The sequence below is a fragment of the Herbaspirillum chlorophenolicum genome (assembly GCF_001189955.1).
Lineage (GTDB): Bacteria > Pseudomonadota > Gammaproteobacteria > Burkholderiales > Burkholderiaceae_D > Herbaspirillum > Herbaspirillum chlorophenolicum.
In genome coordinates this window covers 93,792-112,759 of the sequence record NZ_LFLT01000004.1, presented here as the reverse complement: position 1 = coordinate 112,759, position 18,968 = coordinate 93,792, and the positions used below count along the sequence as shown (strand labels likewise).

General features: G+C 60.9%; 18 protein-coding genes. 17 read left to right on the top strand and 1 reads right to left on the bottom strand.

Features of this window, described 5'->3' with window-relative positions; all coding sequences use genetic code 11:
- Positions 1 to 92 precede the first annotated feature (92 nt).
- The 15 genes from pyrH to AKL28_RS04590 all read left to right on the top strand — a co-directional run bounded on the left by pyrH (position 93) and on the right by AKL28_RS04590 (position 14,698).
- A complete protein-coding gene (pyrH, locus tag AKL28_RS04660; RefSeq protein ID WP_050466893.1) occupies positions 93 to 809 on the top strand; it encodes a UMP kinase in 717 nt (238 codons plus the stop codon).
- A gap of 106 nt (positions 810 to 915) precedes the next feature.
- Entirely contained in the window at positions 916 to 1,476 is a 561-nt protein-coding gene (frr, locus tag AKL28_RS04655; RefSeq protein WP_050466892.1) for a ribosome recycling factor, read from the top strand.
- Between the two features lie 202 nt (positions 1,477 to 1,678).
- Positions 1,679 to 2,437 (top strand): polyprenyl diphosphate synthase, encoded by a 759-nt coding sequence (uppS, locus tag AKL28_RS04650; protein WP_082221357.1) that lies wholly within the window; start codon positions 1,679 to 1,681, stop codon positions 2,435 to 2,437.
- The gene (locus tag AKL28_RS04645; protein WP_050466890.1) at positions 2,437 to 3,264 is read left to right on the top strand and encodes a phosphatidate cytidylyltransferase; all 828 of its coding nucleotides are present in this window, start codon (positions 2,437 to 2,439) and stop codon (positions 3,262 to 3,264) included. Before uppS ends, AKL28_RS04645 begins: the two co-directional genes overlap by 1 nt.
- A gap of 29 nt (positions 3,265 to 3,293) precedes the next feature.
- Positions 3,294 to 4,466 carry a 1-deoxy-D-xylulose-5-phosphate reductoisomerase gene (ispC, locus tag AKL28_RS04640; protein WP_050466889.1) on the top strand — a complete coding sequence of 391 codons (1,173 nt, stop codon included), beginning with the start codon at positions 3,294 to 3,296 and terminating at the stop codon, positions 4,464 to 4,466.
- Positions 4,463 to 5,836 (top strand): RIP metalloprotease RseP, encoded by a 1,374-nt coding sequence (rseP, locus tag AKL28_RS04635; protein ID WP_050466888.1) that lies wholly within the window; start codon positions 4,463 to 4,465, stop codon positions 5,834 to 5,836. The genes ispC and rseP overlap by 4 nt, the downstream gene beginning before the upstream one ends.
- A gap of 191 nt (positions 5,837 to 6,027) precedes the next feature.
- Positions 6,028 to 8,403: an outer membrane protein assembly factor BamA gene (gene bamA / locus AKL28_RS04630; RefSeq protein ID WP_050466887.1), complete on the top strand. Its 2,376-nt coding sequence runs from the start codon at positions 6,028 to 6,030 to the stop codon at positions 8,401 to 8,403.
- Positions 8,404 to 8,492: 89 nt separating this feature from the next.
- Positions 8,493 to 8,966, top strand: coding sequence for an OmpH/Skp family outer membrane protein (locus tag AKL28_RS04625; protein WP_231602343.1), 474 nt, complete (start codon positions 8,493 to 8,495; stop codon positions 8,964 to 8,966).
- A 132-nt stretch (positions 8,967 to 9,098) separates the two neighbouring features.
- Entirely contained in the window at positions 9,099 to 10,166 is a 1,068-nt protein-coding gene (gene lpxD, locus AKL28_RS04620) for a UDP-3-O-(3-hydroxymyristoyl)glucosamine N-acyltransferase (protein WP_050466885.1), read from the top strand.
- Positions 10,159 to 10,641, top strand: a complete 483-nt coding sequence (fabZ, locus tag AKL28_RS04615) for a 3-hydroxyacyl-ACP dehydratase FabZ (RefSeq protein ID WP_050466884.1) — start codon at positions 10,159 to 10,161, stop codon at positions 10,639 to 10,641. Before lpxD ends, fabZ begins: the two co-directional genes overlap by 8 nt.
- 136 nt (positions 10,642 to 10,777) lie before the next feature.
- Positions 10,778 to 11,566: an acyl-ACP--UDP-N-acetylglucosamine O-acyltransferase gene (gene lpxA / locus AKL28_RS04610; RefSeq protein ID WP_050466883.1), complete on the top strand. Its 789-nt coding sequence runs from the start codon at positions 10,778 to 10,780 to the stop codon at positions 11,564 to 11,566.
- On the top strand, positions 11,550 to 12,725 hold the full coding sequence (gene lpxB, locus AKL28_RS04605; RefSeq protein ID WP_050466882.1) for a lipid-A-disaccharide synthase: 1,176 nt from the start codon (positions 11,550 to 11,552) through the stop codon (positions 12,723 to 12,725). Before lpxA ends, lpxB begins: the two co-directional genes overlap by 17 nt.
- 46 nt (positions 12,726 to 12,771) lie before the next feature.
- Complete coding sequence (gene rnhB / locus AKL28_RS04600; protein ID WP_050466881.1) at positions 12,772 to 13,389, top strand: ribonuclease HII; 618 nt, start codon at positions 12,772 to 12,774, stop codon at positions 13,387 to 13,389.
- A gap of 16 nt (positions 13,390 to 13,405) precedes the next feature.
- A complete protein-coding gene (locus tag AKL28_RS04595; RefSeq protein ID WP_050466880.1) occupies positions 13,406 to 14,197 on the top strand; it encodes a TrmH family RNA methyltransferase in 792 nt (263 codons plus the stop codon).
- A gap of 27 nt (positions 14,198 to 14,224) precedes the next feature.
- Complete coding sequence (locus AKL28_RS04590; protein ID WP_050466879.1) at positions 14,225 to 14,698, top strand: DUF6314 family protein; 474 nt, start codon at positions 14,225 to 14,227, stop codon at positions 14,696 to 14,698.
- A gap of 45 nt (positions 14,699 to 14,743) precedes the next feature.
- Here the strand turns inward: AKL28_RS04590 and ppsR are convergent, their stop codons facing one another.
- Positions 14,744 to 15,598 carry a posphoenolpyruvate synthetase regulatory kinase/phosphorylase PpsR gene (gene ppsR, locus AKL28_RS04585; protein ID WP_050466878.1) on the bottom strand — a complete coding sequence of 285 codons (855 nt, stop codon included), beginning with the start codon at positions 15,596 to 15,598 and terminating at the stop codon, positions 14,744 to 14,746.
- Between the two features lie 364 nt (positions 15,599 to 15,962).
- Between ppsR and ppsA the strand changes: the two genes are divergently transcribed.
- Positions 15,963 to 18,320, top strand: a complete 2,358-nt coding sequence (gene ppsA, locus AKL28_RS04580) for a phosphoenolpyruvate synthase (protein WP_050466877.1) — start codon at positions 15,963 to 15,965, stop codon at positions 18,318 to 18,320.
- A gap of 183 nt (positions 18,321 to 18,503) precedes the next feature.
- Complete coding sequence (locus AKL28_RS04575) at positions 18,504 to 18,938, top strand: NfeD family protein (RefSeq protein WP_050466947.1); 435 nt, start codon at positions 18,504 to 18,506, stop codon at positions 18,936 to 18,938.
- The last annotated feature ends 30 nt before the right edge of the window (positions 18,939 to 18,968 follow it).

The following is an 18,968-nucleotide window of genomic DNA, read 5'->3' as shown; positions in this document are numbered from 1 at the left end:
CGCGACGGGAACGCGCCATCCCGTCCAGGCGAAAAAAGGGCGGGCCAATCAACAAGCAATAATTCAAATCGGATAGAACACGGAGCCCTGCAATGACAACACCTGCTTACAAGCGCGTACTCCTCAAACTTTCCGGCGAAGCACTGATGGGCGACGACGCCTACGGTATCAATCGCGCGACCATCGAACGCATGGTCGCGGATGTGGCAGAAATCAGCAAACTGGGTATCGAACTGGCCATCGTCATCGGTGGCGGCAACATCTTCCGCGGTGTGGCGCCGGGGGCGCAAGGGATGGACCGCGCGACCGCCGACTACATGGGCATGCTGGCCACCGTCATGAATTCGCTGGCCCTGGCCGACGCCATGCGCCAGGCCGGCCTGACCGCCCGCGTGATGTCGGCCATCGGCATCGAACAGGTGGTCGAGCCTTATGTGCGCCCGAAGGCGCTGCAATACCTGGAGGAAGGCAAGGTTGTGGTGTTCGCCGCCGGCACCGGCAATCCTTTCTTCACCACGGATACCGCAGCAGCGCTGCGCGGTTCGGAAATCGGCGCGCAGATCGTGCTCAAGGCCACCAAGGTGGATGGCGTCTATACCGCCGATCCGAAGAAGGACCCATCGGCCACCCGCTACGCATCGATCTCGTTCGACGAGGCGATTGCCAAGCACCTGCAGGTGATGGATGCCACGGCATTCGCACTGTGCCGCGACCAGAAGTTGCCGATCAAGGTGTTTTCGATCATCAAGCCGGGCGCCCTCAAGCGCGTCGTGATGGGCGAGGACGAAGGTACGCTGGTACACGTCTGAGGCCTTGTGGCAAGCAAACCGGCCACACCCTCGGTATTCCCGTTTACAATGCCCCCGCATTGGGCATTTGCATTCAAGATAAGTTATTGCATCAAAGGAGAGCAGCATGAGTGTCGCTGACGTCAAGAAGAACAGTGAACAAAAGATGAGCAAGTCGATCGAGACTTTGAGGGCCAACCTGGCCAAGGTTCGCACTGGCCGTGCCCACACCGGCCTGCTGGACCAGGTGATGGTGGACTACTACGGCAGCCCGACCGGCCTGTCGCAAGTGGCCAACCTGACCTTGATCGACGCCCGCACCATTGGTGTGCAGCCGTACGAAAAGAAAATGGTGAGTGTGGTGGAAAAGGCAATTCGCGAAGCCGACCTGGGCCTGAACCCGGCTACCCACGGCGAACTGATTCGCGTGCCGATGCCGGCGCTGACTGAAGAACGCCGCAAGGAAATGGTCAAGCTGGTCAAGAGCGAGGCTGAGGATGCCAAGATCGCCATCCGCAATATCCGCCGTGAAGGCAACGAAGGGCTGAAAAAGCTGGTCAAGGACAAGGTGGCATCGGAAGACGACGAGCGCCGTGGCCAGGAAGAGATCCAGAAGCTGACCGACAAGTTTGTCGCCGAGATCGACAAGCTGGTGAGCGAGAAGGAAAAGGACGTGATGACGGTGTAATCCGTTATACCTCGTGCAAGGCTTGCATGATGCGGCCGCTGGATGGCGGCCGCATCATGTTGCAGAAGTAAAACTAAAAGGAAATGTGCGGCGGAGCGGCCGGAGGGGCAGGGGAATACTCCCGGTTCCCAGGTTTGTCAAAGTTCCCATAGCCCGCTACCATGGTGCGGCCGAAAGCCATTAATGCACTAAATAATTCTTCATGAAGCATCAAAGCTCAACTCTTGCGGTTCCGGATATTTCCGCGGTTCCGCGTCATGTTGCCATCATCATGGACGGCAATGGGCGTTGGGCAACCAAACGATTCCTGCCGCGCGTGGCGGGCCATGCCAAAGGCGTGGATGCGGTGCGCGCCATCGTCGAAGCCTGCGCCGTGCGCGGCGTCGAATTCCTGACCCTGTTTGCGTTCAGTTCCGAGAACTGGCGCCGCCCAGCCGATGAAGTGTCGGTGCTGATGCGCCTGTTCATGACGGTGCTGGAGCGGGAAGTCGGCAAGATGTCGCTCAATGGGATTCGCCTGAAGATCGTTGGCGACATGAGCCGTTTTGACCCCAAGCTGCAGGAAATGGCGCTGCGAGCAGAGGCGCAAACCGCCGATAATCATCGCCTGACCTTGACCGTGTGCGCCAACTACGGCGGCCGCTGGGATGTCATGCAGGCGGTGTCCAGGATGGTCAAGGATAATCCCGGCGCCCACGACTTTTCCGAAGGGCAGCTGGCGCCTTACCTGGCCATGGCCTATGCGCCCGAGCCGGATCTGTTCATCAGAACCGGCGGCGAGCAGCGCATTTCCAATTTCCTGCTGTGGCAACTGGCGTACAGCGAGCTGTATTTCACGGATACCTTTTGGCCGGACTTCGATGCCGAGGCGCTCGACCTGGCCATTGCCTCGTATCAACAACGCGAGCGCCGTTTCGGGCGCACCAGCGCACAAGTGCTGGACAAGAAAAAGGCTTCCTGATGCTCAAGACGCGTGTCATCACGGCGTTGATCCTGCTGGCAATCCTGTTGCCTATCCTGTATTTCGATTACTTCCCCGCATTTGCCATGGTGGTGCTGGTGTTTTTTGCCGCCGGCGCCTGGGAATGTTTTCGCCTGTTCAAGAGCCCGCGTCCAGCCGTCTGGGCGGTGGTGTGGACCCTGGCTTTCAGTGTGATCCTGTTTTTCAGCGGCTTGCCCAGTGTGCGCCCGCTGTATGTCCTGTGTGTGGTGCTGTGGGCGATACGTTTTGTGCCGGCACTGGGGCTGGGCCTGCCCAAGGCCGAAGTGTTCGCCAACCGGCTGCTCAACGGCACCTACATGCTTTCCATCCTGGGCTGCTTTGTCGCCATCGTCGACTTGTTCCAGCGCTCGCCGCTGTACTTGCTGTCGGTGATGGCAGTGGTCTGGGTGGCCGATATCGGCGCTTATTTCTCCGGCAAGGGCTTTGGCCGTCACAAGCTGGCGCCATCGATTTCTCCCGGCAAGTCGTGGGAAGGCGCCATCGGCGGCTGGCTGGCAGTGCTGGTGATCTCGGCTGCGGTGGCGATGTCGGTCGGCCTGGGCGAGACTTTCCAGTTGCGCCTGTATGACCGCTGGGGCTGGCTGGGCTTCGTGGCTGCGCTGAGCGTCATGGTCGTGGCCAGCGTGGTGGGCGACCTGTTCGAATCGCAGCTCAAGCGCCGCGCCGGCATGAAGGACAGCAGCAACCTGCTGCCGGGCCATGGCGGCGTGCTGGATCGTATCGACGCACTTATCCCGGTGCTGCCGCTGGCGGCGCTGATTGACCTCTGGCTGGCGGCAGCCTGAGCGTCCCGACCTCTCAACCCGGAAATTCCATGCAGTCCATCAGCATCCTCGGCTCTACCGGTTCCATCGGCGTTTCCACGCTTGACGTCATTGCACGCCATCCTGAGCGTTACCGCGTCTATGCCTTGAGCGCCCATTCGCGTGTGGCGGAACTGGCGGCGCAGTGTGAACACTTTCGTCCGCAGGTGGCGGTGGTGGGTTCGGCTGAGGCGGCAGGCGAATTGAATGCATTGCTGCGCGCTAAGGGATTGTCGACCGAAGTCGCCTATGGCCCCGAGGCATTGTGCGATATTGCATCGGCGCAGGGCTGCGATATGGTGATGGCCGCCATCGTCGGCGCGGCAGGATTGGCGTCGACCTTGGCTGCGGCCAGGGCCGGCAAGAAGATCCTGTTGGCCAACAAGGAGGCGCTGGTCATTTCCGGCCAGTTGCTCATGGATGCAGTGGCTGCGCATGGCGCCTGCCTGTTGCCCATCGACAGCGAACACAACGCCATCTTCCAATGCTTGCCGCCGGGCTACACCCGTTCAATGCAGGCGCACGGGGTGGAAAAGATCCTGTTGACCGCGTCCGGCGGCCCGTTCCTCACCCGCGCTGTCGCCACGCTCAACGACGTGACCGTGGAAGAGGCGGTAGCGCATCCGAAGTGGGTGATGGGACGCAAGATTTCGGTTGATTCGGCCACCATGATGAACAAGGGGCTGGAAGTGATCGAGGCGCACTGGCTGTTCGGTGCGCCGGCTGACAAGATCGAAGTGGTGATCCATCCGCAAAGCGTGATCCACTCGATGGTGTCGTATTCGGATGGATCGGTGCTGGCGCAGTTGGGCAATCCGGACATGCGCACCCCGATCGCATCCGCCCTGGCTTATCCTGACCGTATCTCTTCGGGCGTGACGCCGCTGGATTTGGCGCAGATCGCCCAGTTATCATTCAGTCAACCCGATTTCGGCCGCTTTCCGTGTCTGAAACTGGCGTATGATGCCTTGCACGCCGGTGGCACGCTGGCTGCGGTGCTGAACGCCGCCAACGAAGTCGCCGTGCAGGCTTTCCTCGATCGCAAGATAGGGTTCAGGATGATCGACCAACTGATCCAGCGGGTGATGTCCGCGATTCCCAACCGGCAGGCGGCGGATGTAGGTACGCTGCTGGAGCAGGATGCCGCTGCCCGCGCCCATGCCGAGGCCTTGATTTCACAATGACGTTGCTGCATACCCTGATCGCATTTTTCGTCGCGCTCGGCACATTGGTGGTGGTGCATGAGCTGGGCCACTATCTGGTGGCCCGCTGGTGCGGCGTCAAGGTGTTGCGTTTTTCCGTAGGAATGGGGCGCATTGTCTGGTCGCGCCGGTTCGGCCGGGACCAGACCGAATGGGCTTTGTCCATCCTGCCGCTGGGCGGCTACGTCAAGATGCTCGACGCGCGCGAGCAGGATCTGGAAGGCATCCCTGAAGAAGACCTCAAACGCGAATTCACCCGCCAGTCCGTATGGCGCCGCATCGCCATCGTGGCTGCCGGCCCGGCGGCCAACTTCCTGCTGGCGATCCTGCTGTTCGCAGGCTTGTATATGCATGGCGTGCCCGAGCCGGTGCCCACGCTGCGTGCAGCGGCGCAATCGACGGCGGCTTACCAGTCCGGCTTGCGCGGCGGCGACCGTATCACGGCCATCAATGGCGAACCGGTGCATGTCTGGTCGGAAGTGCGCTGGAAGCTGATGCAATTGGTGCTCGAAAAGGCCGATGCCCGTGTCGATGTCGAACGCCCTGATCCGAACGGGCCGGGCAAGCTGCTCAATACGGTTACGCTGCGCCTGAATGAAGTCGGCAGCGGCGACCTGGAAGGCGATTTCCTGTCCAAGCTGGGATTGGCGCTGGCGCGGCCGCCGGCGGTGTTGGGCAATATCCTCGATGGCCCGGCCAAATCGGCCGGCCTGCAGACAGGGGACAAGATCCTGGCGATCGACGGCGAGCCGGTTCGGGATGGCTTGGCATTCGTTGAAAAGGTGCGCGAGTCCGCAGGCAAGCGGCTGATGCTGCATGGTGTAAGAGGAAATTCTGCATTTGATGTGGCGGTGGTTCCCGACAGCGTGGCAGACAGCGCTTCCGGCAAGCAGATCGGCCGCATCAAGGTTGAAGTGCCGCTGGCGCCCGAGATGGCGACGATCAGCGATGGCCCGCTGGAAGCGGTGGCCAAGGGCGCGCGCCGCACCTGGGACACCAGCATCATGACGGTCAAGATGATCGGCAAGATGATCGTCGGCCAGGTGTCGTGGAAGAACATTACCGGCCCGATCACCATTGCCGATTATGCGGGCCAGACTGCCCGCGTCGGCCTGGTCAGCTACCTTAGTTTCCTTGCTTTTATCAGTATCAGCCTGGGCGTGATGAATCTCTTGCCGATCCCGGTTTTAGATGGCGGTCATTTGCTGTATTATGCGCTGGAGATTTTGACAGGGCGGCGCGTTTCCGAGCGGTTTGGGGAAATCGCGCAGCGTGCCGGCCTGGGAATACTGATGGCACTGATGCTCGTGGCTGCATTCAACGACATCGTCCGCTTGATGTTTCAAGGATAAATCCGGGCTGTTGCGGGCATTGGCGAGTGAAATCGCCAAGGTTTGCAAGAAAGACCGGATTTTTTACATTTGCCGGCCAACCCCCATGGCAGTTGTTAAGCAATTGGCAATGGATCTGGAATCCGTTTTCAATTGCTTGCCAGCATCTTGTCAGGCAGTGCCGAGGCGAAAACACTGTTGATGAACGATAGATGAAAATACACCCTGCGCACCATCCCATTCCGACTTTTTCCCGTCGCCTGATCGCCGCAGCAGCATTCGCCTTGTGCTCCAGCCAAGCCATGGCCGTGACGCCGTTCGTGGTCAAGGACATTCGCGTCGAAGGTATCCAGCGTACCGAGGCGGGTACCGTTTTCAGCTACCTGCCGGTACGCGTGGGCGACACCTTCACCGATGAAAAAGGCACGGCGGCAATCAAGGCGCTGTACGCCACCGGTTTCTTCCGCGACGTGCGCATCGAGTCCGAAGGCGATGTGCTGGTGGTGCAGGTGGTCGAGCGCCCGGCGATCGCCAGCGTCGACTTCTCCGGCATCAAGGAATTCGACAAGGAACAACTGACCAAGGCGTTGAAGGAAATCGGCGTCGCCGAGTCCCGCATTTTCGACCGCTCGCAGGTCGACCGCGCCGAGCAGGAGCTCAAGCGCCAATACCTGTCGCGCGGCCTGTATGGCGCCAAGGTGTCGACCACGGTGACCCCGGTCGAACGCAATCGCGTGGCGATCAGCTTCACGGTGGATGAAGGCGAAGTCTCGCGCATCAAGCAGATCAATTTTGTCGGCAACAAGGTGTTTTCCGACAGCACGCTGCGTGACCAGATCAAGCTGACCACGCCGGGCTGGTTCACCTGGTACACCAAGGCCGACCAGTATTCCAAGGAAAAGCTGCAGGGCGACATCGAAACCCTGCGCTCGTACTACCTGGACCGTGGCTACCTGGAGATGCAAATCGAATCTACCCAGGTATCGATCACGCCGGACAAGAAAGACATCTACATCACCGTCAACATCAAGGAAGGCGAGAAGTACACCGTCTCCGGCGTCAAGCTGGAAGGCGAGATGTTCGGGATGGATCAGGAACTGGCCTCGCTGGTGCAGTTGAAGCCGGGTGATATCTACTCGGGCGCCAAGCTGACCGACAGCACAAAGAAGATCGGCGAGCGTCTGGGCAACTTCGGTTACGCGTTCGCCAACGTCAATGCCAACCCCAATGTCGACCGCGAGAAGAAGGAAGTCGCCTTCACCATCATGGTCGATCCGGGCAAGCGCGTGTATGTGCGCCACGTCAATATCGCCGGCAACACCAAGACCCGCGACGAAGTCATTCGCCGCGAATTCCGCCAGTTCGAGGATTCCTGGTACGACGGCGAAAAGATCAAGCTGTCCCGCGACCGCGTGGACCGTCTGGGCTACTTCAAGGAAGTCACCCTCGAAACGCCGGAAGTCCCGGGTACCAGCGACCAGGTCGACGTCAACATGAAGGTGGAAGAAAAGCCGACCGGCAACATCATGCTGGGCGCCGGCTTCTCGCAATCGGACAAGCTTAGCCTGACCGGCTCGATTTCGCAGGAAAACGCTTTCGGCAGCGGCAATACCGTCGGTATCGACGTCAATACCAGCTCGCGTTATCGTACGATCTCGGTGTCGACTACTAACCCATACTTTACCGATGACGGCATCAGCCGCACCTATGAAGTCTATCTGCGCACGATCCGCCCGTCGGTGTATGCGACTGGTGACTATCGCGTGAAGACCCTGGGCGGCAGCGTCAAGTTCGGTGTGCCGTTCTCGGAACTGGATCGCGTGTTCTTCGGCGCGGGCGTTGAAAATACCGACGTCAGCACGGACTCCACCAGCCCCTCGCTGTATCGCCAGTACGTGCGCGATTTCGGTGGCGCCGGCGGTGCAGGCTGCGATGTGACTTCGTCCTCCAATAATTGCGGCATTGGCAGCGCCCGCACCACCAGCATTCCGCTGACCATTGCATGGCAACGCGACGGCCGCGACAGTGCGCTCGTGCCGACCACCGGCCAGTACATGCGCGCCAACATGGAAGTCTCGTCGCTGGGCACGCTCAAATACTATCGTGCCAGCTACCAGCACCAGTATTTCCAGCCTTTCTTCAGCAAGGCGGTAACGCTGGCGCTGAACGGCGAACTGGACTACGGCCGCGGCTTTGGCGGCAAGCCGTACCCGGTGTTCAAGAACTATTATGCGGGCGGTATCGGCACCGTGCGCGGCTATGAAGCATCGTCGCTGGGCAGCCTGAAGGACCAGTATGGCGACTCCATGGGCGGCGCCTCTCGTTTCTATGCCAATGCGGAGTTACAATTCCCATTCCCGGGTTCGGGCCAGGATCGTACTTTGCGCTGGTTCACGTTCTTTGACGGCGGCAACGTCTTCGCCGATGGCCAGAACATCAAGTTCAACGACCTGCGCTATTCGGCAGGTGTGGGCATCAGCTGGGTATCGCCGATCGGTCCTTTGAAACTGAGTTTCGGTAAGCCGTTGAACCTGAAGGATGGCGACAAGTCTCAATCCTTCCAGTTCCAACTGGGTACCGGCTTCTAAATTTGAAGCGGGTATCATTGAATTTTGTAATACGGAGAACAATCTTGAAGTTCATGACTAAATCGTTTTTGTCCCTGCAGGCCATCGTGATGGCCGTTGGCCTGATGAGTTTTTCCGCTGCGCACGCGCAGGAAAGCTCGAAGATCGCATTTGTCAGCACCGAGCGCATCTTCCGCGAAGCGGCGCCGGCCAAGGCGGCCCAAACCAAACTGGAGCAGGAATTCGCCAAGCGCGACCGCGAACTGCAAGACATGGCGGCACGCCTGAAGGCACAGTCGGACAAGCTGGACAAGGACACCTCCGTGCTGTCGGATTCGGATCGCGCCAAGCGCCAGCGCGACCTGTCCGATCTGGACAAGGAATTCCAGCGCAAGCAGCGTGAGTTCCGCGAAGACCTGAACCAGCGCCGCAATGAAGAACTGGCCGTGGTTCTGGAACGTACCAACAAGGTGATCCGCCAGATCGCGGAAGCTGAAAAGTACGACATCGTCTTCCAGGAAGCCGTTTACGCCAGCAAGCGTATCGACATCACCGACAAAGTGCTGAAAGAACTGGCAAAGTAACCGGTTTGGCATGGATGCGGGCGCGAGGGCGGTGACGTCTTCGCGCCCGCATGCCAATTGGTGGTTCACTTGTTGGCAGAACTCGGATGCCGGACAGCGGCAATTTCGTTTTTGATGTAAGGCATATCCAAGATGAGTATTCGGCTGGAACAATTGGTCGAGCGCTTGGGCGGACAGTTGAAGGGCGATGCGGGCATTGAGGTCCATGGCATCGCACCGCTGGATGCCGCCGGCTCCTCCCATATCACGTTCCTTTCCAATCCCAAATTCCGGGCCCAGGCTGACCAGACGCAGGCCGCTGCGCTGATCCTGTCCGAGGCCGACGATGTCCAGGTCCAGTCCTATGCTGGAGCGCGCATCGTCACGAAGAATCCTTACGCGTATTTCGCCCGTGCGGCGCAGTTGTTCCAGCGCCTGGACGAGGTGGTGCCGCCTGCCGGCATTCATCCCAGCGCGGTGGTCGACCCGGCAGCCCAGGTGGCCGCCAGCGCCGTGATCGGCCCGTTGGCGGTAGTTGAAGCCGGTGCAGTGATTGGCGAGCGTGCGCGCATCGACGCCGGCAGCTTTATCGGCCGCGATGCCAAAGTGGGCGACGATACGCATTTCCATGCGCGCGCCACGCTGCATCACGCTTGCGAAATCGGTGCGCGTGGCATTGTGCATTCAGGCGCGGTCATTGGCGCCGATGGTTTCGGTTTTGCCAACGAATCGGGCCAATGGATCAAGATTCCGCAAGTCGGCCGCGTGATGATCGGCGATGACGTCGAAATCGGCGCCAACACCACCATCGACCGCGGCGCGCTGGCTGACACCGTGATCGAGGAGGGCGTCAAGCTCGACAACCAGATCCAGATCGCCCATAACTGCCACATCGGCGCGCATACCGCCATTGCCGCCTGCGCCGGTATCGCCGGCAGCGCCAACATCGGCAAATATTGCTCGATCGGCGGCGCGGCCATGATCCACGGCCATATCACCATCGTCGACCGGGTGCATGTGTCGGCCGGTACGCTGGCGTTGCGCTCGATCCTGGAGCCGGGGCAGTACACCGGCTTCTACCCTATCACCGAACACCGGGATTGGGAAAAATCCGCCGCATTGGTGCGCAATCTGGGCACGATGCGTGAGAAAATCCGGGCGTTGGAGAAAACGCTCAAATCGCTTACCCCCAATTCAGAGAATCAAGAAGAGAATGAATAGTCCCGATATCAAAAAAGTCCTCGATATCAACGAGATCAAACAGTACCTGCCGCATCGCTATCCGCTGCTGCTGGTGGACCGCGTGCTGGACTGGGAAAGCGGCAAGACCATTACCGCCATCAAGAACGTGACCGTCAATGAAGAATTCTTCAACGGCCACTTCCCGCACAAGCCGGTCATGCCCGGCGTGCTGATGATCGAGGCGCTGGCGCAGACTGCCGCACTGCTGTCCTTCCTGACCGAAGGCCGCAAGCCCGATGAAAACACCGTGGTCTATTTCGTCGGCATCGATAACGCCCGCTTCAAGCGTCCGGTGGAGCCGGGCGACCAGTTGAAGATGCAAGTCGAGATCACCCGCCGTGCGCGCGGTATCTGGAAGTACACGGCAGTTGCCTCGGTGGATGGTCAGGTCGCGGTCGAAGCCGACCTGATGTGCACCATGCGCAGCGCCGCCGACGCGAGCCAGAGCGCCTGAGCCGGCCTGCCAAACTGAGCATGGAGGGCCCGGCCGGCGATCGGAATACGATCCCGCCGGGCCCGATTCATTGGGCATGGCGAGATTGCAAGCCCATCAAGAGAACAAGCAGCGAACATCAAGCGAATAACAGGATATGTCGAAGATTCATCCTACCGCAGTGATTGCACCCGGCGCCCAGCTCGATTCCTCGGTCGAGGTCGGCCCTTATGCCGTGATCGGCCCTGATGTGCGCATCGGCGCGGGTACCCGCATCGGCGCCCATGTGGTCATCGAAGGGCATACCACCATCGGCCGCGACAACGAGATCTTCCAGTTCGGCTCCATCGGCGCCGCGCCGCAAGACAAGAAATATGCGGGCGAGCCCACCACGGTCGAGATCGGCGACCGCAATACCATCCGCGAATTCGTCACCTTCAACCGCGGCACCGTGCAGGATGCCGGCGCCACCCGCATCGGCAACGACAACTGGATCATGGCCTATGTCCACCTGGCGCATGATTGCCAGTTGGCCAACAATATCATCCTGGCCAACAATGCCACGCTGGCCGGCCACGTCCACCTTGGCGATTATGTGTTCCTGGGCGGTTTCACCACCGTGCACCAGTTCTGCCATATCGGCGCGCATGCGATGACCGCCTTTACCGCCGCCGTCAGCCAGGACGTGCCGCCTTTCGTGACTGCCGCAGGCAACCGTGCGGTGCCTGCCGGCATCAACAGCGAAGGCCTGAAACGGCGCGGTTTCACCAGCGAACAGATCATGGAGATCAAGCGCGCTTACAAGGTGATTTACCGCTCCAACCTGCCGCTGGAAGACGCCAAGCAGGAACTGGCGCAAATGGAGGCCAAGTCGGCCTCATCGGCCGAGCACATCCGCCTGCTGCGCGAATTCATCGAATCCTCGGCCCGTGGCATCATTCGCTGAACTGACGCGCAAGCAATCCATCGCTCTGGTGGCCGGAGAGAGTTCCGGCGACTTGCTGGGCAGCCGCTTGCTGGCAGGCCTGCGTGAACGCCTGCCGGATGTCCGGTTGCACGGCATCGGCGGCGAGCACATGATGGCGCAAGGCTTCACCAGCGATTGGCCGATGGACAAGCTGACCGTGCGCGGCCTGTTCGAAGTCATTCCCCGTTATCGCGAAATCAAGGGCATCCAGGAAGACCTGCGCGACCGGCTGCTGGCCGACCGACCGGATGTCTTCGTCGGAGTGGATTATCCGGGCTTCAACCTGGGCCTGGAAGAGCAACTGCGCAAGGCAGGCATTCCCACCATCCATTTCATCGGCCCCCAAATCTGGGCCTGGCGCGGCTGGCGCATCAAGAAGATTGCGCGCGCGGTGTCGCACATGCTGGTGATCTTTCCTTTTGAGGAAAACATTTACCGCAACGCCGGCATCCCGGTGACCTATGTCGGCCATCCGCTGGCCGAAGTGATCCCGATGCAGCCCGACATGCCGGCGGCGCGGGCGCGGCTGGGACTGAAGCAGGATGCCCGCGTGGTGGCGATCTTGCCAGGAAGCCGCATGGGCGAGCTGAAGCATAATGGCGACGGCTTCCTGGCGGCGGCGCGTTTGCTGAAGCAGCGGGAATCCAGCTTGCAGTTCGTGACTCCCATGGCGGGCGACAGGCAGATGGCCTTTTTCCTGGAGCAGATCCGCCTGGGCGGCTATGAAGACCTGGAAATCAAGGTCATTTCCGGCCAGTCCCATTCGGCCATGGAAGCGGCAGATGCGGTGCTGGTGGCCTCAGGCACCGCATCGCTGGAAGTGGCGCTGTATAAAAAGCCGATGGTGATTTCCTATAAGGTCATGTGGGCCTCGTACCAGATCATGCGCCATATGGGCTATCAGCCATGGGTCGGGCTGCCGAACATCCTGGCGCGGGAGTATCTGGTGCCGGAGCTGCTACAGCACGACGCCACGCCGCAAGCGCTGGCCGATGCCATGTGGCATCAACTGGACGACCATGCGCAGCAGCAGCGGCTGGTGCACCGCTTTACCGACATGCATCATGCGCTGCTGCGCGATACCAGCAGGGAAAGCGCCAAGGCCGTGTGCGAAGTGATCGGCTCCCGGGCCAGGTAGTAAAGCAGCACCAACAGCCTCATTGTTTTAAAGAAAGAAGACCATCATGCCCAAAGCGGCGCCCCAGACGTTGTCCCTGTTCGATTACACCGGCGAGATCATGTGCGGTGTTGACGAGGCCGGCCGCGGCCCGCTGGCCGGGCCGGTGTTCGCGGCTGCCGTGATCCTCGATCCGGCACGCCCGATCCAGGGATTGCGCGATTCCAAGAAGCTCTCCGAAGCCGCACGCGACAGCCTGGCGCTGGAAATCAAGGCCAACGCCGTCGCCTGGGCCATCGCTTCCTGCAACGAGCAGGAAATCGATGAACTCAATATCTTGCACGCCAGCATGCTGGCCATGCGACGCGCGGTCGAAAGCCTCGCCACGCTGCCCACGCTGGCGCTGATCGACGGCAACCGTTGCCCGGTCATGAGTATCCGCTGCGAAGCCATCGTCAAAGGCGACGATAAGGTGCCGGCGATTTCGGCAGCCTCCATCCTCGCCAAGACCGCGCGCGATGCGGCGCTGATGGTGTTGCACGATACTTATCCGCATTACGGCTTCGACCGCCACAAAGGCTATCCGACCACCTTGCATCTGGAACGCCTGCGCCTGCACGGCGTCTCGCCGGTGCATCGCCGCTCTTATGCCCCGGTCAAGGCTTTGCTGTCGACGCAAGCGTGAGGTTGAGGCCGCCAGCATGAAACTCATCACCTCCAAAGACAACCCGCTGTACAAGGAGCTCAAGCAATTGGCCGCCAGCAGCCAGGCGCGCCGACGCGCCGGGCAGACGCTGCTGGATGGGGTGCATCTGGCGCAAGCCTGGCTGCAGCATCGGGGGGCGCCGCAACTATGCGTGGTGGCGGAAAGCGCGCAGCATCATCCGGAAGTCGCCCCCATCCTCGCCGAATGCGAACGTAGCCGGGCGCAATGCCTGGTCCTGAGCGATAACCTCTATGGCGCGGTCAGCCAGGTGGAAAACGGCGTCGGGCTGCTGTTGCTGGTCGCCACGCCCAATCCCAAGGAGCCGCAGGTGCTGGAAAAGTCGGCGGTGCTGCTGGATGGCTTGCAGGATCCGGGCAACCTTGGCTCCGTGCTGCGCAGTGCTGCTGCCGCCGGCATCGGCCAGATATTCTGCACGGCCGGCACCGCCGCCGCATGGTCGCCCAAAGTCCTGCGGGCGGGCATGGGGGCGCACTTCGTGCTGGATATCTACGAGAGCGCCGACCTTGAGCGTTTGTGCGCAGGCAGCCGGATCCCGGTCCTGGCGACCAGTTCGCATGCGGCCCAGACCATTTACCAGTGCGATCTGGCCGGCGAGGTCGCCTGGCTGTTCGGCCATGAAGGGCAGGGCGTGTCACCGCATCTGATGGAGATGGCCTCGCAGGAAGTGGTGATTCCGCACCTGGGGGAAATGGAGTCGCTGAATGTGGCCGCTGCGGCGGCCGTGTGCTTCTTCGAGCAAGTGCGCCAACGCACTGCCGGCGACTGAACGGCGCAGTGCGCACGTTGCAAGGACATGGATTCACTCCCAGACGATAGCCACAGCCTGTTCGGCTTTTTTCGTGGCGACTGGTGTTTCAAGCGCACGGTCTGGGGCGCGCAGGACGCGCCTCAGGCTCAAGCCGAGGGCGAGTGTGCATTCATGGCGACGGAGGTAGAGGGCAAGCTGCTCTACCGCGAGCACGGTGCCTTGCACATGCTGCCGTTGCAGCTGCCGGGCCGGCCCATTCCATTTACCCGTGCATTCGAGTACCTGTTCGGCGAGGAGCAAGTGCAGGTCTTCTTTGCCGATGGCGAGCGCGTGGGCGTGCCGTACCAGCAGTATGTGCTGAAGGGAAATTTCCTGGCGCCGGCGGCCGAGCATATTTGCGGGCCGGATTGCTATACGGCCGCCTACACATTGCATGGCGAAGGGCACTTCACCATGGAAACCTTCATTCGCGGCCCGAAGAAGCATTCACGCCTGCTGACGGAGTATCAGCGGCGCTGACATGCCTTTTGGCCGCATGCCGAACGCCGCTGCACACCATTCTTGTCAGCGGGGTTCCGGCTTGATTTCCTGCAGGATCGTTGCAGCGATCTCTTCAATCGACTTCGCAGTCGACGACATCCAGCGGATGCCTTCGCGGCGCATCATCTTCTCCGCCTCATTGATTTCATAGCGGCAATTTTCCAGCGCGGCGTATTTGCTGCCGGGACGGCGTTCATTGCGCACCTCGGCCAGGCGTTCCGGTGCAATGGTCAGGCCGAAGATCTTTTTCTTGTGTACCACCAGGCCGCTGGGGAGCTTCTCGCGTTCGAAGTCTTCCGGGATCAGCGGATAGTTGGCCGCCTTGATGCCGAACTGCATCGCCAGATAGAGGCTGGTCGGCGTCTTGCCCGAGCGCGACACGCCTACCAGGACCACATCCGCTTCCGAGAGGTTCTTGTTGGACTGGCCGTCATCATGCGCCAGCGAGAAGTTGATGGCTTCGATGCGGTTCTTGTATTCCTCCGAATCGGCAGTGTTGTGGCTGCGGCCGATGGTGTGGGTGGATTTCAGCCCCAGCTCCTGCTCCAGCGGTTCGACAAAGGTCTGGAACAGGTCCATATGCATGGCCTTGGCGTTGCGGATCACGGCCGACAGTTCCGATTTCACCAGGGTCGAAAAGACGATGGGCAGCTTGCCGTCGACCTGGGATGCTTCATTGATCTTGCGTGTGGCGTCGTGGGCCTTGTCCACGGTATCGATGAAGGGCAGGCGTACTTGCTTGAAGCGCAGCTCGAACTGGCTCAGTACTGAATGCCCGAGTGTTTCAGCAGTGATCCCGGTGCCGTCGGAAACGAAGAACACAGTACGGTTGGCTGCAACGGCCGGCGCAGTGCGCGGGAGGGGCATGGGATCGAGCATAATGTTGTCAGAAATAAAGATAAAAAAAGGGTGCTGCGATGAACAAAAATGGTTTCACGCGGTACAATGCCTGGCAACTGATCGAGCAGCCCATCCTGAATGACCATCCATCGCGTGCGTAATTTGACCGAGTATCTTGCGATGTTTGCATTGGCAAACGTCCTCGGTGCGTGCGCGCGTTTCTTCTGGTCCCTGGGTTCGTCTCTCATGCCGCTACTGTTGCCGCCGTCGTCGCAGAATAACAAAAATCAACAGACGCATGCTGCGCCCGCGAAGATTTCTTATCATCAAGCTAGGGGTTGTCATGTCCAACGCAGCAAATACCCAGGGGGCTGTATACGTAGCCTCGTTTGAAACTCTTCGCATGACGGACGTTGAGTCCGTCGGCGGCAAAAACGCATCGCTGGGTGAAATGATCAGCCAGCTGGCCGGCGCAGGCGTTCGCGTGCCGGGCGGTTTTGCCACCACTGCGCAAGCCTTCCGCGATTTCCTCGAGCACAGCGCCGACGGTGGCCCGACACTGGCCAAGCGTATCGCCACGCGCCTGGAAGGACTGGATATCGATGACGTGCGTTCACTGGCGCAAGCCGGCGCCGAAATCCGCCAATGGATTGTCGATACCCCATTCCAGCCGCGCTTGGATCAGGAGATCCGTTCCTTCTACGACAAGCTGGTGGCCGACTCCACCAGCGAGATGTCGTTCGCCGTGCGTTCTTCCGCCACTGCGGAAGACTTGCCGGACGCATCCTTTGCAGGCCAGCAAGAAACCTTCCTCAACGTCGTCGGCATCGACAACGTGCTGGAAGCGATGAAGCACGTATTCGCCTCCCTGTATAACGACCGCGCGATTTCGTACCGCGTGCACAAGGGCTTCACCCACGCCGAAGTGGCGCTGTCGGCCGGCGTGCAGCGCATGGTGCGTTCGGATGTGGGCGCGGCTGGCGTGATGTTCACCATCGACACCGAATCGGGCTTCAAGGATGTGGTCTTCATCACTTCCAGCTATGGCCTGGGCGAAACCGTGGTGCAGGGCGCCGTCAACCCGGATGAGTACTACGTCCACAAGCCGATGCTGGAACTGGGCAAGCAGCCGGTGATCCGCCGCAACCTCGGCTCCAAGCTGATCAAGATGGAATTCACCGGCGAAGCCAAGGCTGGCCGTTCGGTCAAGACCGTCGACGTGCCGGTCGAGCTGCGCAACCGCTATTCGCTGGACGACGCCGAAGTGGTCGAGCTGGCCAAGTACGCCACCATCATCGAGAAGCACTATGGCCGCCCGATGGACATCGAATGGGGCAAGGACGGCCGCGACGGCAAGCTGTACATCCTGCAGGCCCGCCCGGAAACCGTGAAGTCGCAGCAAAAGGCGACCGATGCCCAGCAACGCTTCAAACTCAAGGGTTCGGGCACGGTGCTGGCTACCGGCCGCGCGATTGGCCAGAAGATCGGCGCCGGTCCGGTGCGTGTGATCAGCGACCCGGCCGAGATGGAACGTGTGCAACCCGGCGACGTGCTGGTCGCCGACATGACCGACCCCAACTGGGAGCCGGTGATGAAGCGCGCTGCGGCCATCGTCACCAACCGCGGCGGCCGTACCTGCCACGCGGCGATCATCGCCCGTGAACTGGGTGTGCCGGCCGTGGTCGGCTGCGGCGACGCCACCGATGTGCTGAAGGACGGCACGCTGGTGACCGTGTCCTGCGCCGAAGGCGACGAAGGCAAGATCTATGACGGCCTGCTGGAAACCGAAGTCACCGAAGTGGCGCGCGGCGAATTGCCCGAGATCCCGCTGAAGGTGATGATGAACGTGGGCAACCCGCAACTGGCGTTCGACTTCCAGTCGATCCCCAATGGCGGTGTCGGTTTGGCGCGCCTGGAATTCATCATCAACAACAACATCGGCGTGCATCCGAGGGCGATCCTGGAATACCCGAACATCGATGCCGACCTGAAGAAGGCGGTGGAATCGGTGGCACGCGGCCATGCCTCGCCCAAGGCCTTCTACGTCGACAAGCTGGCCGAAGGCATCGCCACCATCGCTGCCGCGTTCTGGCCCAAGACCGTGATCGTGCGCCTGTCCGACTTCAAGTCGAACGAGTACAAGAAGCTGATCGGCGGTTCGCGCTACGAACCGGACGAGGAAAACCCGATGCTGGGTTTCCGCGGCGCCGCCCGCTACCTGGCAGCGGACTTTGCCGAAGCATTCGAAATGGAATGCCAGGCCATGAAGCGCGTGCGTAACGACATGGGCCTGACCAACGTCGAGATCATGGTGCCGTTCGTACGTACCCTGGGCCAGGCGGAGAAGGTCATCGGCCTGCTCGGCAAGAACGGATTGAAGCGCGGCGAAAATGGCCTGCGCGTGATCATGATGTGCGAAGTACCGTCCAACGCCATCCTGGCCGAACAGTTCCTGGAGCACTTCGACGGCTTCTCGATCGGCTCCAACGACCTGACCCAACTGACCCTGGGCCTGGACCGCGACTCCGGCATGGAATTGCTGGCGGCCGACTTCGACGAGCGCGATCCGGCTCTGCAGGCCCTGCTGACCAAGGTGATCTCGACTTGCCGCGAGAAGGGCAAGTACGTCGGCATCTGCGGCCAGGGCCCTTCGGACCATCCTGACTTTGCGCAGTGGCTGATGGACCAGGGCATCGAGTCGATCTCACTGAACCCGGACACGGTCATCGACACCTGGCAGGCGCTGGCCGGCAAGAAGTAAGAAGCGCAGCCGGCGGCGTTGACCGCTGCCGGCATGCCTTGAATACCAGGCGAACATGAAGGCGCGGACAGAAATGTCCGCGCCTTTGTTTTTGCGCGCACTATTGTGGGGTAGACTAATGCCGCCTTTGCCTGAGAATCTGTTCAAAGGTAAAACCGGCGCATCTTCATGAAGGAAACGCACATGACCGACTGGGCTATCTGGTTCGTGGCAGCGGGCGCACTGATCGCCGCCGAACTGTTCTCCGGAACCTTTTATCTGCTGATGATCGCACTCGGCCTGGCTGCCGGCGGTGTAGTCGCGCTGGGCGGCGCGCTGCTCGAATGGCAATTGCTGGCGGCGGCCGTGGTGGGTATCGTCGCGGTGCTGCTGTTGCGCCGCAGCCGTTTCGGCCGCCTGCGCAAAGGTAATGCCAATGCCGACCCGAACGTCATCCTCGACATCGGCCAGACCGTGGAAGTCGCGGCCTGGACTGCGCACGGTGATCTCCAGGTGGCGCGCGTGCCTTACCGCGGCGCCCAATGGGATGTGGAACTGGAAGCCGGGCATCACCCTTTGCCTGGTACATATGTCATCCGCGAAATCCGCGGCAGCCGGCTCATCGTCGCGCCGCGCTGATCCATTTTTGAACCACTGAAGGAGAACTCC